Origin of the sequence: Acinetobacter pseudolwoffii (assembly GCF_002803605.1) — a bacterium.
GTDB lineage: Bacteria > Pseudomonadota > Gammaproteobacteria > Pseudomonadales > Moraxellaceae > Acinetobacter > Acinetobacter pseudolwoffii.
Genome location: NZ_PHRG01000001.1, coordinates 743254 through 759025 on the forward strand (window position 1 = coordinate 743254; position 15772 = coordinate 759025).

Consider the following 15772-nt stretch of genomic DNA (forward strand, 5'->3'; position numbering starts at 1 on the left):
CCTAATGGGTTAGCCGTTATTTGGTAATTTGAAAATCGAAAGGCTGCTCAACCCGGGTTGGATAAGCCACACCATTTTCCACATATTTGGTTAGTTGCGCGCGGCGTACCGCTGCTTCAACTTTACGGTTCACTGCCGAGCTACAATCCGAATTACGTGCAGTCGCAGAAACCACTTTACCCTGCTCATTTGCCGCCACATCGACCACCATCGAACAAGTCGCTCTTAACTCACCTGAAGACAAGGAAACTTTCGGTGCGCGCTGCCAGCTCACTCCCCCCCCAATCGAGACACTTTTTGGTGATGGCGGCGCAGCAGGTGCTGGCGGTGCTACAGGCGCAGGTGGCGCGACTGGAGCTGGTGCCGGTTGCACTTTGGTTTCGGTGACCACTGTCGACACCACCGGACTTGGGGTTGGTTTAGCTTCAACGGGTGGTGCTTTCACGACTTTAGGTGCTTCTGCCTTCTTCACCTGTTCTATTTTTTCAACTTTTTTCGGTGGTGGCAGCGGTTTATCTACAATTTTGACTTCTTTGGGCTTAGGCGGCTCTTTTTGTGGCTCGGCCTTCGGCTTTGGCGGTAAAGGTTTGGGTGCTTCCTGCAATTTTACAAAGCGCACTTTAAGCGGCTCTTTCTCTACAGGCTTGAGCTCCGGTGCGTCCATCTGGCTCACTGCCCACAATAGGCCCACATGTCCGACGAACACGGCCGCCAGAATCGAGATGACTTTCTTTTTCATCTTGTTGGGCGGTGTAGGTGGCATGGGAGCAGCAACTTGACTCATTAAATCTATTACCTTGAGGAGATGATGTGAAACAAACAATCAAGCTCATCGGTTAGCACAATTAAAGTACGCCAATAATAAATGAGAAGTGTTTTCATTTGCAACTACTAATCATGCCTTTCACTGACTTTTTTTGCATCAAAACAAAAAAGGCACACTAAAAGTATGCCTTTTTAAATAGGGATGCAAGTTTTATTGGAACACCACAGTTTTATTGCCATCGACAATAATACGGTCTTCCAGATGCCATTTCACTGCACGTGCCAGTACATTACGTTCTACGTCCTGACCGAGTTCACGTAACTGTTCAACGGTAAAGTCATGATTGACACGTTCTACGTCCTGCTCGATGATCGGGCCCTGATCCAGATCGGCAGTGACATAGTGTGCAGTCGCACCGATCAGCTTGACACCTTTTTCATGCGCCTGTTTATACGGATTTGCACCGACAAATGCGGGCAGGAATGAATGGTGAATATTGATCACTTTCATTTCCCACTTGCTTACAAATTCTTCATCTAGAATCTGCATATAGCGCGCCAATACCAACAGGTCATTGCCCTGCATTAACTGGTCAATTTCTGCATAGGCTTCAGGCTTGTTGTCTTTGGTCACCGGCACCACTTCAAATGGAATGCCAAAGTTTTCAACCGCTTCGCGTAAAGTCTCGTGATTCGATACCACCTTGGTAATTTCACATGGCAAACCACCACGGGCATGACGCCATAACAGCTCAAGCAAGGCATGATCGACCTTAGACACCAAAATACCGACTTTCTTCACATCGCTGACCAGAGCCAGACGCCATTGCATGCCATAACGCTCTGCGACATTTACCGCAAAAGTCTGGGTAATGCTTTCTTTACGGCTTTGCAGATGATCCAGTTCAAATTCAACGCGCATGAAGTAACGGCCGCCCTGCGCTGCTGTCGCATATTGGTCAAGCGCAGTAATATTGGCACCTTGATGATACAAGAAGCTCGAAACAGCCTGCACGATGCCCGGCTTGTCTTCACAAGTAATCAATAAACGTGCGGTGTTAGCAGTCGTCATATTCATGTTGGTTTAAGTCACTAATCAGTTAAATTTAAAATAAGCCGAGTATTCTAGCGCGTTTCCGAGATATTCTGAATAGTCGACTCGACTTCTGTGTTTTTTGCAGATGACAGGCTGGCAAAAAGTTCCGAAGAACCCAGGCTATTTAGCAAACCTTCATAAGTTTGACGGCTTTCACCGCGTAAATAGGCCCCTTCCAGGAACACCATTTGACGGAGTGCCTGCCAGACCCATTTTTCTTCCAGCGTATTGGAATCGGTCAGATGACCTGACATATATAGGAAGTTGGTCCAGTTGGTCAGTACAATCCACAGGTTAATGATCAGTGCTTCAATTTCTGAATCGGTCATGTCCATCAAGCCAGCATTCACAAAAGCCTTATAGATTTTCTGACCTTGCTGCATCACCTCGCCGGCAAAGCGTGGATACATCTTGCGGAAATCTTCGTTATTTTCGACCAGATGATAGACATCGCGATGCAGGAAACGATAAGCCCACAGCTGACTGCTCAGTACCTGAAAATAATGAATCTTGTCATTGGCATCCAGAGCACGATCATCCGGCAGCGCCAGCATTTCCAGAGTTTGCTGCTGGTACTCCTCCATCAGTTCTTTAATAATTTCATTCTTATTACGGAAATGATAATACAGGTTACCAGGGCTCATCCCGAGTTCAGCCGCAATATGATTGGTGGTCACAGAGCGTTCGCCACGCTCATTGAACAGCTGCAAACTGAGCTGCAAGATACGCTCTTTAGTTTTTAAGGTTTTGGTTTGGGACATCCTAAAATAACCATTCAGTTCGTGCATTAGCAGGCTAACACACAAAGTCACTTGACTAATTAGAGTATTTGCTCTAAAAATTAATTAATCGATTTTTGAATAATGGTAGTGCGGCATGAACAGTCACACAAAAACAATATCAATGACACCACATTTTTTTGATGGCCAATACTTAAATGAGCTTTTGGCACAACAAAAACATGCTTACTTAAACTATCCTTTGCCGACGGCAAAGGAACGCATCGATCGTTTAGCTCGACTTAAGCGTATCTTAGTTAAGTATCAAGATCAATTTGCAGAGGCAATTAATCAAGATTATGGTAACCGCTCGATTGGGGAAACCAAAATCGGTGAACTGCTCACCTGTCTGGAACATATCAAATATTATAGCAAAAACTTGACCCGATGGATGAAACCCTCCAAGCGTCATGTCGGCATTATTCATCAACCGGCCAAAGCTTGGGTGCAATATCAGCCTTTGGGCGTGATTGGGATTATTGCACCGTGGAACTATCCGCTGTTGCTGTCCGTTGGCCCGCTCATTTGTGCATTGGCTGCCGGCAACCACGCCATGATCAAGATTTCTAGTGCATCGGCTGCGTTTGGTGAAGTGCTTGAAAAAGCCTTGGCAGAAGCCTTTCCAAAAGAGCTGGTCGCAGTGGTCAATGGTGGCGGTGTGATCTCAGATGCTTTCTGTCGTCTAGCCTTCGACAAAATGATTTTTACCGGCTCGACTGCTGTGGGTAAAACCGTGATGGCAGCCGCAGCAGAAAATCTGGTTCCGGTGATTCTGGAACTGGGAGGTAAATCGCCAGTGCTGGTGCATCCATCGATTGATCTGCGTGATGTCGCGCAGCGGATTGCGGTGGGCAAACTCTGGAATGCCGGTCAAACCTGTGTCGCACCGGACTATATGTTCCTGCCTCGTGGCAAGACGGCAGAATTTATTGATCATTTTAAAGCCTGCGTAGAAAGAATGTATCCGGATATCACTCATAATCAGGATTACACCTCGATTGTGAATGACAAACAGTACAACCGTCTGCAAGGCTATCTGGATGATGCGCGTGAACAGGGTGCTCATGTTATTGAAATCAATCCGCGCCATGAAAATTCCGCTGATCTGCGTAAAATTTCCCCCACCATTGTGACCAATGTCACACCAAGCATGCAGATCATGCAGCATGAAATCTTTGGTCCACTGCTGCCAATCATGGAATATGATCAAATTGATGAAGTTATCGACTTTATTAATAGCCGTCCACGCCCACTTGCTTTATACTACTTCGACTTTGATCAAGCGCGTGCTGATTATGTCGCACAGCGTACCCATTCAGGGCATTTCGGGCAAAATACGGTATTAACCCATGTTGCACAAGACGATCTACCATTTGGGGGTGTCGGTGCATCAGGTATGGGGAAATATCACGGTCCAGAAGGCTTCTTCAGTTTGTCGCATGAACGCTCGGTAATGTCGAATCCAAAGCTGTATAGCTTGAAATACATTCTGCCGCCGTTCAATAAACCGATTCACAAGCTGATTTCGAAGACACTTCTCCGTTAAATGATCAAGGCATGAGCTATCGATATAGCTCGTGCTGCGTTTTGACGAAAATCGCTTGTCTTTTAAGCGCATTTTTGATATAAAACGCCCCTTGAATGATTTCAATCCGTTTATTTTTGACTGGCCATACAGATTTGCTGTTGGCTAAATCAATGGAGTTACACCATGTCTAAGGTTTGCCAAGTTACCGGCAAGCGTCCAGTCGTTGGTAACAACGTCTCACACGCCAACAACAAAACTAAACGCCGGTTCGAGCCGAACCTGCACCACCACCGTTTCTGGTTAGAAAGCGAAAAACGTTTTGTACGTCTTCGTTTAACCACTAAAGGTATGCGTATTATCGACAAATTGGGCATTGAAAAGGTTGTTGCTGACCTACGTGCTCAAGGTCAAAAGATCTAAGGAGTCTGAACCATGCGTGATAAAATTCGCTTAGTTTCTTCAGCTGGTACAGGTTATTTCTATACCACGACTAAGAACAAACGTACTATGCCGGAAAAAATGGAAATCAAAAAATTTGATCCAAAAATCCGTCAACACGTAATCTTCAAAGAAGCTAAAATCAAATAATTTTGGCTTTTTAAAAAAAACGACCCTTTCAGGTCGTTTTTTTTTGCATTTTTTTTACCCCACTTGATAAACTTTCTACATGTTTTGGCACTTTTTGTGCTTATTTCCCAGCAAACCTAACTAAAGGAGTATTTAGTGCCACATGACGTAGAACTCATTATATTATTGGCTGTTGGTTTTGGCTTAGCCCTGGTTTTTGGCTATATCGCTGCACGTCTGCGCCTCCCCCCACTTATCGGCTATCTGGTGGCCGGCATTCTGATTAGTCCCAATACACCCGGTGTGGTCGGCGACATTCATCTGGCCAATCAGCTGGCAGAATTAGGTGTCATGTTCCTGATGTTCGGGGTCGGGATGCATTTCTCGCTAAGTGATCTGATGCAGGTGCGGCGGATTGCATTGCCCGGTGCGATTTTGCAAATTGCAGTCGCCACTCTGCTCGGAGTGGGAGTCTCGATGTTATGGGGCTGGAGCTTTGGCTCTGCGCTCGTATTCGGTTTAAGCCTGTCCTGTGCCAGTACGGTGGTTCTACTCAAAGCACTCGGTGATCGTGGTCTGCTCGATTCAATTAATGGCCGGATTGCCGTCGGTTGGCTTTTGGTCGAAGATCTGGTCATGGTCTTGGCCTTGGTGTTATTGCCGGCCACTGCCTTACTTCTAGGCGGACAAGCACTTGAAGGTGCGAGTGATGACAATATCTGGGCCACTTTAGGCATTACCCTGCTGAAAGTCGCAGGCTTTATTGCCTTTATGCTGATTATTGGTAAACGTCTGGTGCCGATGATCATCCAAGTCGTGGCACGTCTGGGTTCTCGTGAGCTGTTTACCCTGACTGTAGTCGCTGCGGCCATCTCGATTGCCTTTGGGGCCTATAAGGTTTTTGGGGTATCTATGGCGCTGGGGGCTTTCTTTGCCGGGATGGTGGTGAAAGAGTCAGATTTCAGTCATCGCGCGGAACAAGAAACCTTGCCGCTGCGTGAAATCTTCTCAATCTTATTCTTTGTTTCTGTCGGAATGCTGTTTGATCCGCGTATTTTACTGGAACAGCCACTCCATGTGCTGACAGTCGTCGGCATTATTCTGATTGGTAAAACTCTGGCGGCAATGGCACTGGTATTGTTCTTCCGCTATCCAATCAATACCGCGTTGACTGTTGGCGCTTCGCTGGCACAGATTGGTGAATTTTCATTTATTTTGGCAGCACTTGGGGTGTCACTGAATCTGCTTTCACTAGAAGGTCAAAACCTGATTCTGGCGGGCGCATTGATCTCGATCACTCTCAACTCCTTTATCTTCTCCGCGATTGAACCGGTACAAAAATGGATTCGGGAACGCTCGACCCTGGCACGTTTACTGGAACGCAGTGGTGATCCCTTGGCGATGTTACCCGATGAAGTTTCACAGGATTACTTGCGTGATCAGGTGGTGCTGATTGGTCATGGTGAAGTGGGGCGTCGTATTACCCGCTCATTAATGGAAGAAAATATCAAGGTGGTTATTGCAGAAGAAAACCGCGATATTGTCGAAAATCTGCGTGAAAAAGGCATTGCCGCGGTTTCAGGCGCTGCGACTGAAGCCGGTGTTTTGATCCAGGCGCATATTCAACATGCGCGCTTACTGGTCATTTCCCCTATGGATATCATCGATATTCATAAAATTGTAGATATTGCCAAGACCTTGAATCCGAAAATTCAGGTATTGGTCTGTGCCGAAAGCAAGGAAGAAGCTGAAGCGATCCGTCGTGATAATATCGGCGCGGTGTATTATGCCAAAGAAGAAATGGCGAAGAATATGAGTAATCATATTTTGAACCAGATCGAGATTGCGCATCAGCATCCCCCTTCTCATTAATCTCTTTGCATAAAAAAAGTTGCCCAATGTGGCAACTTTTTTTATGCATAATCACAAGATTTTTTGTATAAGCTGAATTCAAATCATCAGGAGTAAAATCACAGAAACGGGGTTTTCATTTCTTGAAATTCACCTTGAGCTCGTACTTAAAATCTAACTTATTCCCCAACCCTTTAAAATCAAAAAGCACACCGATAGTGTGCTTTTGAATACATTGTAATCTTAACTCATATACTTCGGCTCTTCATCTACGACTTCTGCCTGCCATTCATTGACCTGCTGTTCCAGCAAGCCATACAGGGCCGCCTGAATCATCTGTTGCGCAATTACAGGCGTCTGCTCTCCGAGTAGAGCCTTCACCTCGTCATTAAACTGAATCATGACCAAAGGCTGTTTATGCGAACCTGCATTGCGTAAAGCCAAGGCACCACCTTCAAGTTGAACGAGTTCTAAAATCGCGTCTTGATTACCAAATAAGTCTTTCAACTGTTCTATAGACATATATCCTCCATGTTCAACATGGTGGCAAAGAGCCGGGTGCACTTTGCATCATTAGAGTAATTGATATAGGGTTAAAAATTCTAATTTCAAGTACGGTCGATCCGATTAAAATTCAATCATCTCATTGCGAAAACCATCGATGAGTTGTGTTAAGTCACGATGCCATTCTCTTAATATAGCAGGATCAGGTAACCATGCTTGTGGAGACTGTGTGACTTTAATGATGAGATTTGAGGAGGTTTCGTCTTCGGGTTCCGGTGTACTCGGTTCAGGCGCATACTGGCACAGATGATAGGCACGTTTCAGTTCAGCAATGAAACCGCTCTTGGATAAGTGTTGTAATACGGCTACTTCGGGTGAAATCTGGCCTTTGGCTGCCATTAGTTCTTCGATCGATTTCAGCGTCGGATTGGCATCATTCAGGCGATAGTAACGCACCAGTTCCTGCAAAAATGCCAATAAAGCGCCATGTAAATGAAATACAGTCGCCTCACGTTGTGCCTGAGCCTGTTGCACATGCTGGGTTTGCTCTGCCTGCTGGCAGGCAAGACGGGCAAAATACAGTTTTTGATTGGTACGGTCCGCATGATAGCGAGCAACACGGGTCATTGATATTTCCTAAGGTTTTAAACAAATTTTGGCTTTTATAAAGTAAAAGGTTCGCTTTCATTTCGCAATCAAAACATGTTTAAACTGAATCCATCCAGTACTGAAATCCAGAAAATCTAACTGCCTGCACGAGTACAACCATGAGCACAACAAGGTTAAATTTCAGCCATAAAAAAGGAGCATATCAAGTGCTCCTTTTCCAGTTTAAGCCTCGGGCTTATCTTCTGCTTGTTTTACCCGGATTCCATGTCCGTGCAAGCGCAAAGTATTCAGGCCTTTAATGGCTTTGATGGCTTCACGTGCATGCGGCATTTCTACAAAGGCAAAACCTTTTGATTTCCCGGTTGCCGCATCGAGCACCAAAGTACAAGTATTCACTGTGCCATATTCCTGGAACAACTTCAGCAACTCGGCTTCTGTGACCGTACGTTCTAAATTACGAACTAAAATTTTCATCTGATAACCTTAAGAAGATAGGCAAAAAATATCAAAAAGCACGCGCCTACTCTACTTTTTGTATGCAACAACTTTGCTATAGTTTAATCGAGATCAATGCCAAAATCTAAATTAATCGATTGACGTTCAATTAAGGCACTTTTCACGGTCTGCTGCCGGGTTTTGTAATGGGTTTCCGTGGTGCATAAATGCCGGGTGAGATCATTCAAGAAATAACTTGCGACTTTACGTCCCTGCGCATCGACCGTTTCCCGCGCCCAGTGATTCAGATTTTGTTTGGTTAGAATCAATTCATTTTTGGCTCGGGTCAGCGCCACATACAGCACACGACGTTCTTCTTCAACATCATCAAAGTCGCCTTGGGCGCGTGCATGCGGATAATTTCCCGGCGTGACATTGGCCACATAACAGACATTCTGTTCGGTGCCTTTTGCTGAATGAATGGTAATCAGGGTCACCACATCATGATCGGACTGGCGTTCAATTTCCGAAATCGACACTGGATCGAGCACATATTCCTCTAAAAATTCACTTAGTTGTGAATGCTTGGAGGCCAGTTGTTTCACCAGTTCAAAATCACCCTGACGACGTGGCCAGTCTTTTTTATAGTTCTCTGCCAGTTGTGTTTCAATTGCCTGAATCGCAAGACTGACACAAGCCTGCACTTCGCCTTTCAGCACGCTCATCTGCTTCATGATCAGAATCGCATTTAGAGGTATCTTGCCAAATTTCTCCAGTTTATCGGAGATTTTATCGATTTCAGGTTCCAGCAAAATGTGTTGCGCCAGCTTGCTTGCACCGACATCACCGACACCATTCCACAGGGTCAAGAAACGCATCCAGGCGATATCATCCAGCGGATTGGCGACCACACGCAGCATGCTGAGCAAATCTTTGACATGTGCCGTTTCCAGCAGCTTCATACCGCCAATAAATCGATACGGTACATTGGCCGCGATACAGGCCGCTTCAATATGCCGCGCGGCAAAACTGGAACGCACCAGTACCATATGTTCGCCCCATTTGCTGCCCTGTAAATAATGACGCTCTTTAATATCAATTGCGATCCATTTGGCTTCATCAAACTCATTCGGAAATATATGCATGCGCGGCTTTAGGCCCTCGCCACGATAAGCTTCCAGACGTTTGTCATATTTGATTTCAGACTGATCCAGCAGCCAGTTGGACAGATCCAGAATTTCCTGGGTCGAGCGGTAGTTTTTTTCCAGTTTAAAAATTTGCGCATCTGGTACCCGTTCTTTGAAATGATGAATATTTTCAAAGTCTGCGCCACGGAAACCATAAATCGACTGGGCATCATCGCCGACACAAAACAGGCTGATCCGGTCTTTCAGCGGCTCCAGCAAAGCCCATTGCAGCGGATTGGTATCCTGCATTTCATCGACCAGCATATGTCGACAGATTGAAGCCACATAATCGACCAAGCCTTCTGATTGTGCCAAAGCTGTCGCCACCACCGCCAGAATATCGTCATAATCCAGAAAGCTGCGTGCCTGCTTACGTGCTTCGTACTCTTTCATAATCTCGGCAATTTGATCTTTCAGCGCCAAATATTCCGGCATCTGCTTTTCCAGTGCCAGACTGAGCTTCTGCCGAGTATTACGTGCAAAGGAATATAAATCGCAGAGTTCTTGTGGCTTGGGCAAATGATTGGGATTTTTCTTGTCATCACGGCCACGAATCAGACGGAACATCATCAACTGATCATCACGATCAATAATCGAGAACTGTTCCAGACCAAAGGCCTTCGGAATACGGCGCAACAGATACATACAGAAAGTATGAAAAGTCGAGGCACGCAAACCTTTGGCTTGATCCCCCAAGGCTAATTCCACCCGCGCTACAATTTCACTGGCTGCACGGCGGGTAAAGGTCAGAATCTGAATCTGGTTGGCGGGTACACCCTGCTCAATCAGGTAAGCTGCACGTGCCACGATGGTCTTGGTTTTGCCACAACCTGCCCCGGCCAGCACCAGACTATGTTTTGTTTCTGTGGTCGCTGCTTGCTTTTGTTGGGGATTTAATTCATCAATCAGGTTGGCTAAACTCATTTTCACTCATCGTTTTGTGGATGGCTGTAGTTTAGCAGATCGCTCTTATAATTATGGCTTTTCATCCGCCCTGAAACAGCAGCAAATTTTATCTCTTGATTTGTTTGCTATAGGGTCGACAGCATAGATGCCGTCTGCTGGATTGAGATATAGGAACATACCCTCAATCCAGCAAAGGATTTCTGTTACCTTGCGAAGCAGTGCTTCTCATCCATGAAAAGCAAGATCTGCTTATGCGTTATTATCTGCCATTACGTAAAGCTTGTGCAGCAATGACGATCTTGTAAAAGAAAACTAAATACGCTGTTCCTCAATATTTTTAATTGTTTTGGACACTGCTTTTTCCAGATTCACTTCCGCATTTTTTAAGGCTTCTTCCCGGCTACAATCTGGTGGATTAATCCCGATAATCTGACTAAATCCAGACTCATATAGTGACTCAATCCCATCGCCCACCAGTCCAGCAAATGCAAGCACCGGTTTATTGAATTTTTGCGCTACTTGTGCCACGCCAAATGGTGTTTTTCCTAACTTAGTTTGATGATCAAGCTTGCCTTCACCGGTCAGAACATAATCGGCTTGAGCTATTTTATTGGCTAAATCTGTCTGCTGAATGATGAGTTCCACACCTGATCGAATAGAAGCAGCTGTGAATGCCATTAAGCCAAAACCGAGTCCACCTGCCGCACCCGCACCTGCAACATGACGATGATCACGTCCAATGTGCCGAGCAACCAGATCGGCAAAATGACTGAGGTTTTGATCCAGTTGCTTGACCATTTCCGGTGTCGCACCTTTTTGTGGGCCAAAGATCGCTGAAGCACCATTGGGTCCACACAGCGGATTATTCACATCCGATGCAATGATAATTTCAATATCCGCCAGCCGTGAATCCAGTTCGGATAAATCAATTGCTATGATTTGATCTAGGTTTCCACCGCAAGCCTGTATTTCTAATCCTTGGGCATCTAAAAACCGAGCGCCTAAAGCCTGTGCCATTCCCGCACCGGCATCGTTCGTCACACTGCCACCCAAGCCAATGATGATTTTACTGGCCTCTAAATCGAGCGCAGACTTGATCATTTCTCCTGTGCCACAGGTTGAGGTCAGCAGAGGATTACGCTTTGCAGCTTCCAGCAGATCTATGCCATTGGCTTTGGCCATTTCAATGATTGCGGTTTTTCCTGCATCAATTACGCCAAAATACGTCTGGATGCGCTGATCAGGCAATGGCCCGGTCACTTCACAGGGAATGCGCTGTCCTTTTGAACTTGAGATCAGCGTATCGACAGTGCCTTCCCCTCCATCCGCCATAGGAACATGAATGCACAAAGCATCAGGCAACACGTTTTGAATGCCACGCTGCATGGCCTGACAGGCTTGTTCAGCACGCATACTTTCTTTAAAGGAATCTGGAGCAAGAACAAAAGTAAGCGGCATATGGTTATTTTTATCTATCAATAAAGTCTAGATTCTGGATAAATCCAAGAGAATCTACAAGTCTTTATTTCCAGCCCAACTCAATTGCTGTGATCTCATTAATCAGGGTCTGATCCAGAGATCCCGGCATTTTACTCGTGGTTTCGGACAGCGGGATATGTCCTGCCATCAGTTCTGCCTTGGCTTGTGGGAACACAGGTTGCTGATCTGGAAATGCATAACCTATTGGATAAATCGGCTGACCTGTGGCCAGATCATATTTATCACTGGCACCAAAGGCATGCAGTAACTCATGTACCAAAACAATTTTATTTTGTTCAGACTGCTTTTGAGAGGCAAACAGGTTGACCGAACCAATCCGGCCTTTTTGCAAGGCAGTTGAATGCTTTAATTGCCGGGTTTGTGCCGGATCATAATAATTTAAAAACAGGGTCAGACTGGCAGAAGGGTCCGAACTTTGTTGCTGTTTCCAGGCATAAAATCGAAACTTTAAACTCCATACAACAGTATCGAAAATTGAGGCCTGCTCAGGGACTTTAGGCGGTAAAACTTTAAGCTCACGACCCAAATTAAAATAAAAATAAGTGGGTTGATTACGATATTGCTGTGCTGATTTTTGTAGAAAGTCTCTTGCCGTTTCTAGATCCTGAACTGACAGTTGCTGGATGTATTGCTGTGTGGTCGGTAATCCATCTGCATTAATCGGATGCAACAGAACCATGACCGGCTTTGACCAGTTCTGATTTTGATCACGATAGGCATTGACTGCAACGATCAATAAAATACTTAATAAAATCAGAATCCGAATCTTTTTCCACATATCCCCAAGCAACCTTATTTATTTTTTTTAAAATATCGACACATCATAAATAAAAAATGCCGACTTTCGTCAGCATTTTTTCAAGTTTAAACTTTATTTAGGCTTCAACCCATTTTCCATCCTGGTAAATCAGAGACCATTTGGTTTGCTTGCCTTCCGCATTTTCAGAGCCAATATATTGCGATTGGTTCTTGCGACTGAATTTCACCAAAGTCGGGTTACCTTCCGGATCTGCATCAGGCGCTTGCAAGATAAACTGATATTTCGGATCTAGCTGTTCAGCCACAGAGCGAATCTCGGCAACTTTCGGTGCCCGTGTTTCACGCACTTTCGGGAACTTGCTGGCAGCCAAAAATAAACCGGCCGCACCATCACGCAGCACAAAGAAGTCATCGTGCTTGGTCGAGCGCAAATGTTCCATCTTGATCGGATCGACACGCGGAGGTGCCGGCTGACCACTCTTTAATACTTTACGGGTATTGTCACAACTGTTGCAGGCGAAGTATGGACCAAAACGACCCGTTTTAAGCTGCATTTCGCCATCACATTTGTCGCATGGAATGGTTGGGCCATCATAACCTTTGATCTTGAACTCTCCTTCTTCGAGTTCATAACCATCACAGTCCGGGTTATTGCCACAAACATGCAGTTTACGACCGCCATCAATCACATAGCTGTCCATTGCCGTTTCACACACCGGACAACGTTTCTTCGACATCAGGTCAGCGGTTTCGGCCGCATCATCATCAGACAGTGCAGCCAAAGACTCGACTGGGGTCAGGTTCAAGGTTCCCTTGCAACGTTCTTTCGGTGGCAGGTTATAACCAGAACAGCCCAGGAAAACGCCTGTGGTTCCGGTACGAATCTGCATTGGGCGCTCACATTCTTTACAATGTACCGCATCCACTTCCACTGGCTGATTACGGCGCATACCGTTCTCACCTTGTGCCGTAGTCAAACGCTGCTTGAAATCGCCGTAGAAGCTGTCTAACAGCTCTTTCCAATTACGTTCACCATCTGCCACCTTATCCAGCTGACCTTCAAGATCTGCGGTAAAGGCGTAGTTCATCAGGTTATTGAAGTTTTCATCCAGACGGTCGGTGACGATCTCACCCATCTTCTCGGCAAAGAGACGACGGTTATCGAGCTTCACATAACCACGATCCTGAATGGTCGAGATAATTGCAGCATAGGTCGATGGACGGCCAATGCCTTTTTTCTCGAGTTCTTTGACCAGTGAGGCTTCAGTAAAACGAGCTGGTGGCTTGGTGAAATGTTGAGATGGATCAAGCTTCTGAAGTTTCAGCACTTCACCGACTTTCACTGCCGGTAATAGAATATCGTCATCCGCTTTGTTGGCACCACGCACCCGGGTAAAACCATCAAAGACCAGCGTCCGGCCTTTGGCTTTTAGTTCTACGCCATTGGCATTGACTAAAATGGTTGAAGACAGGTATTCAGCCGGTGTCATCTGACAGGCCACAAACTGGCGCCAGATCAAGTCATAGAGACGCTGTGCATCACGCTCCACACCGACCAGACTGTCACCTTTGAGGCCCACAGTAGATGGACGGATTGCCTCATGCGCTTCTTGCGCGCCGGCTTTATTGCCATAGCGGTTTGGTTTGGCCGGCAGGTACTTCTCACCAAATTCTGATTCGATATGGCCACGGACCATGCTTACCGCATCATCACTCAGGAAGGTCGAGTCGGTACGCATATAGGTAATGAAACCGGCTTCATACAGGCGCTGTGCCAGCATCATGGTTTTCTTCACAGAAAAACCGAGACGGGTACTGGCCGCCTGTTGCAGCGTCGATGTGATATAGGGCGCGCTTGGATTGACCTTGGTTGGCTTATCTTCACGGGCAGAAACGGTATAATCCGCATCTTTAATCAGGTTTAACAGTGCATCCGTTTCGTCTTTATTACGAAGCTTTAAAGTCTTGCCATTTTGCTTGACTGCTTCCAGACGGATGTCATCTTTTTTCGATTTGGTATCGGCAAACACCTGCCAGTATTCTTCAGGAATAAAGGCCCGAATTTCACGTTCGCGTTCAACCACCAGTTTCACCGCAACCGACTGTACACGACCGGCTGACAGGCCACGGGCAATCTTTTCCCACAAGAGTGGTGAAATCATGAAGCCGACCACGCGGTCCAGGAAACGGCGTGCCTGCTGGGCATTGACTTTATTGGTGTCCAGACGTGAAGGATGCTTAAAGGCTTCCTGAATGGCATTTTTGGTAATTTCGTTGAAGACCACACGTTGATAACGTGACTCATCGCCGCCAATCACTTCTTTTAAATGCCAGGCAATCGCTTCCCCTTCTCTGTCCATATCCGTTGCCAGATAGACTTCATCGACTTGCGCTGCCAGTTTTTTCAGTTCGGCAACCACATGTTCTTTGCCAGGAAGCACTTCGTATTTGGCTTTCCAGTCATGTTCCGGATCGACACCCATGCGGTTAATCAACGCATTCTGTGATTTTTCAGCTTTCTGTTCATCTGTCAGTTTGGTGCGTGTCGCCGGCTTTTTCTCTGTCGATTTGGCAGAGCCGCCTGTTGGCAAGTCACGGACATGACCGACTGATGATTTTACGATGTAGTTTGGACCAAGGTACTTATTGATTGTTTTCGCTTTTGCAGGCGACTCCACAATCACTAAGGCACGCTTACTTCCAGCGTCGGGAGACTTTGCTGTGCTGCTTTTTGATGTGGACCGAGGAGCGTTCGCCATAATTAACCGTTAATCCTGTTTATTTCTAAATTAAAGTTCAGCCAAAGCGTGTAATAGTGCTTTGATATCGTCGAGTTGGGCTGCTCTTAAATCAGCATGTTCATCCCAATACAATCCGACACAGTTGGCCTGCATATCAATAGCATAAATGCCTTTTAATGCAATGGGAAAATCTTTAAATTTCTCATCACCCTGCACAATTTCGAGTTTATTATCGACAACACGGGCACGCATCAAGGGTAAACGCGCATCTGGCATGAGTACGCTGTAGTACGCAACCATACTGGCACGACTTTCAGTGGCCTTTGGAATTTTGGTCCAGTCGGGTGCAACCACCAAACGTGGATGCAGACCCATTTTGCGGGCTTTGTCACGCATGATGCCAAGCGCTTTTTCTCTTGGGCTGACACGTAAGCCAAAAATTGACCCCATGACAAAAATGATGATGATCACCGCTACCCAAATTCCAGTGTTTTCCATAGTTCAACCTTTATGTTCTATTATTAGAGTTGCATAAGCACAATATA

General features: G+C 45.9%; 15 protein-coding genes. 4 read left to right on the forward strand and 11 right to left on the reverse strand.

The window, feature by feature from the left end; genetic code table 11:
- Positions 1-16: 16 nt before the first annotated feature.
- The 3 genes from CWI32_RS03435 to CWI32_RS03445 all read right to left on the reverse strand — a co-directional run bounded on the left by CWI32_RS03435 (position 17) and on the right by CWI32_RS03445 (position 2622).
- Positions 17-784 (reverse strand): energy transducer TonB, encoded by a 768-nt coding sequence (locus CWI32_RS03435; protein WP_100534639.1) that lies wholly within the window; start codon positions 782-784, stop codon positions 17-19.
- Positions 785-976: 192 nt separating this feature from the next.
- Positions 977-1843 carry a formyltetrahydrofolate deformylase gene (gene purU, locus CWI32_RS03440; protein ID WP_005095527.1) on the reverse strand — a complete coding sequence of 289 codons (867 nt, stop codon included), beginning with the start codon at positions 1841-1843 and terminating at the stop codon, positions 977-979.
- A 47-nt stretch (positions 1844-1890) separates the two neighbouring features.
- Entirely contained in the window at positions 1891-2622 is a 732-nt protein-coding gene (locus CWI32_RS03445; protein WP_205668320.1) for a TetR/AcrR family transcriptional regulator, read from the reverse strand.
- Positions 2623-2737: 115 nt separating this feature from the next.
- On the opposite strand from CWI32_RS03445, the gene CWI32_RS03450 reads away from it, so the two are divergent.
- The 4 genes from CWI32_RS03450 (at position 2738) to CWI32_RS03465 (ending at position 6607) form a co-directional block, all read left to right on the forward strand.
- The gene (locus CWI32_RS03450; RefSeq protein WP_100534640.1) at positions 2738-4186 is read left to right on the forward strand and encodes a coniferyl aldehyde dehydrogenase; all 1449 of its coding nucleotides are present in this window, start codon (positions 2738-2740) and stop codon (positions 4184-4186) included.
- A 165-nt stretch (positions 4187-4351) separates the two neighbouring features.
- On the forward strand, positions 4352-4588 hold the full coding sequence (gene rpmB / locus CWI32_RS03455; protein WP_000048256.1) for a 50S ribosomal protein L28: 237 nt from the start codon (positions 4352-4354) through the stop codon (positions 4586-4588).
- A gap of 12 nt (positions 4589-4600) precedes the next feature.
- Complete coding sequence (gene rpmG / locus CWI32_RS03460; RefSeq protein WP_001205031.1) at positions 4601-4756, forward strand: 50S ribosomal protein L33; 156 nt, start codon at positions 4601-4603, stop codon at positions 4754-4756.
- Between the two features lie 135 nt (positions 4757-4891).
- A complete protein-coding gene (locus tag CWI32_RS03465) occupies positions 4892-6607 on the forward strand; it encodes a cation:proton antiporter (RefSeq protein ID WP_100357550.1) in 1716 nt (571 codons plus the stop codon).
- Positions 6608-6829: 222 nt separating this feature from the next.
- Here the strand turns inward: CWI32_RS03465 and CWI32_RS03470 are convergent, their stop codons facing one another.
- The 8 genes from CWI32_RS03470 to CWI32_RS03505 all read right to left on the reverse strand — a co-directional run bounded on the left by CWI32_RS03470 (position 6830) and on the right by CWI32_RS03505 (position 15725).
- Positions 6830-7108: a hypothetical protein gene (locus CWI32_RS03470; protein ID WP_004278462.1), complete on the reverse strand. Its 279-nt coding sequence runs from the start codon at positions 7106-7108 to the stop codon at positions 6830-6832.
- 105 nt (positions 7109-7213) lie between these two features.
- Positions 7214-7717 carry a DUF6586 family protein gene (locus CWI32_RS03475; RefSeq protein WP_100534641.1) on the reverse strand — a complete coding sequence of 168 codons (504 nt, stop codon included), beginning with the start codon at positions 7715-7717 and terminating at the stop codon, positions 7214-7216.
- A gap of 204 nt (positions 7718-7921) precedes the next feature.
- On the reverse strand, positions 7922-8173 hold the full coding sequence (locus tag CWI32_RS03480) for an RNA recognition motif domain-containing protein (RefSeq protein WP_005095517.1): 252 nt from the start codon (positions 8171-8173) through the stop codon (positions 7922-7924).
- A gap of 83 nt (positions 8174-8256) precedes the next feature.
- Positions 8257-10245, reverse strand: coding sequence for an ATP-dependent helicase (locus CWI32_RS03485; protein WP_005172809.1), 1989 nt, complete (start codon positions 10243-10245; stop codon positions 8257-8259).
- A gap of 294 nt (positions 10246-10539) precedes the next feature.
- Entirely contained in the window at positions 10540-11685 is a 1146-nt protein-coding gene (locus CWI32_RS03490) for a glycerate kinase (protein WP_100534642.1), read from the reverse strand.
- 64 nt (positions 11686-11749) lie between these two features.
- Positions 11750-12505, reverse strand: coding sequence for a hypothetical protein (locus CWI32_RS03495; protein WP_005172813.1), 756 nt, complete (start codon positions 12503-12505; stop codon positions 11750-11752).
- A 97-nt stretch (positions 12506-12602) separates the two neighbouring features.
- Positions 12603-15245 (reverse strand): type I DNA topoisomerase, encoded by a 2643-nt coding sequence (gene topA, locus CWI32_RS03500; RefSeq protein WP_100534643.1) that lies wholly within the window; start codon positions 15243-15245, stop codon positions 12603-12605.
- A gap of 30 nt (positions 15246-15275) precedes the next feature.
- Positions 15276-15725 carry an ammonium transporter gene (locus CWI32_RS03505; protein ID WP_005095506.1) on the reverse strand — a complete coding sequence of 150 codons (450 nt, stop codon included), beginning with the start codon at positions 15723-15725 and terminating at the stop codon, positions 15276-15278.
- Positions 15726-15772: the final 47 nt, after the last annotated feature.

Bases quoted from the DNA above. Each gene is read 5' to 3' on its own strand.
- CWI32_RS03485 (WP_005172809.1), bottom strand. From the start codon at position 10,245: ATGAGTTTAGCCAACCTGATTGATGAATTAAATCCCCAACAAAAGCAA.
- CWI32_RS03490 (WP_100534642.1), bottom strand. From the start codon at position 11,685: ATGCCGCTTACTTTTGTTCTTGCTCCAGATTCCTTTAAAGAAAGTATG.
- purU (WP_005095527.1), bottom strand. From the start codon at position 1,843: ATGAATATGACGACTGCTAACACCGCACGTTTATTGATTACTTGTGAA.
- CWI32_RS03450 (WP_100534640.1), top strand. From the start codon at position 2,738: ATGAACAGTCACACAAAAACAATATCAATGACACCACATTTTTTTGAT.
- rpmG (WP_001205031.1), top strand. From the start codon at position 4,601: ATGCGTGATAAAATTCGCTTAGTTTCTTCAGCTGGTACAGGTTATTTC.
- CWI32_RS03505 (WP_005095506.1), bottom strand. From the start codon at position 15,725: ATGGAAAACACTGGAATTTGGGTAGCGGTGATCATCATCATTTTTGTC.
- CWI32_RS03435 (WP_100534639.1), bottom strand. From the start codon at position 784: ATGAGTCAAGTTGCTGCTCCCATGCCACCTACACCGCCCAACAAGATG.
- CWI32_RS03475 (WP_100534641.1), bottom strand. From the start codon at position 7,717: ATGACCCGTGTTGCTCGCTATCATGCGGACCGTACCAATCAAAAACTG.
- CWI32_RS03480 (WP_005095517.1), bottom strand. From the start codon at position 8,173: ATGAAAATTTTAGTTCGTAATTTAGAACGTACGGTCACAGAAGCCGAG.
- CWI32_RS03445 (WP_205668320.1), bottom strand. From the start codon at position 2,622: ATGTCCCAAACCAAAACCTTAAAAACTAAAGAGCGTATCTTGCAGCTC.
- rpmB (WP_000048256.1), top strand. From the start codon at position 4,352: ATGTCTAAGGTTTGCCAAGTTACCGGCAAGCGTCCAGTCGTTGGTAAC.
- topA (WP_100534643.1), bottom strand. From the start codon at position 15,245: ATGGCGAACGCTCCTCGGTCCACATCAAAAAGCAGCACAGCAAAGTCT.
- CWI32_RS03495 (WP_005172813.1), bottom strand. From the start codon at position 12,505: ATGTGGAAAAAGATTCGGATTCTGATTTTATTAAGTATTTTATTGATC.
- CWI32_RS03470 (WP_004278462.1), bottom strand. From the start codon at position 7,108: ATGTCTATAGAACAGTTGAAAGACTTATTTGGTAATCAAGACGCGATT.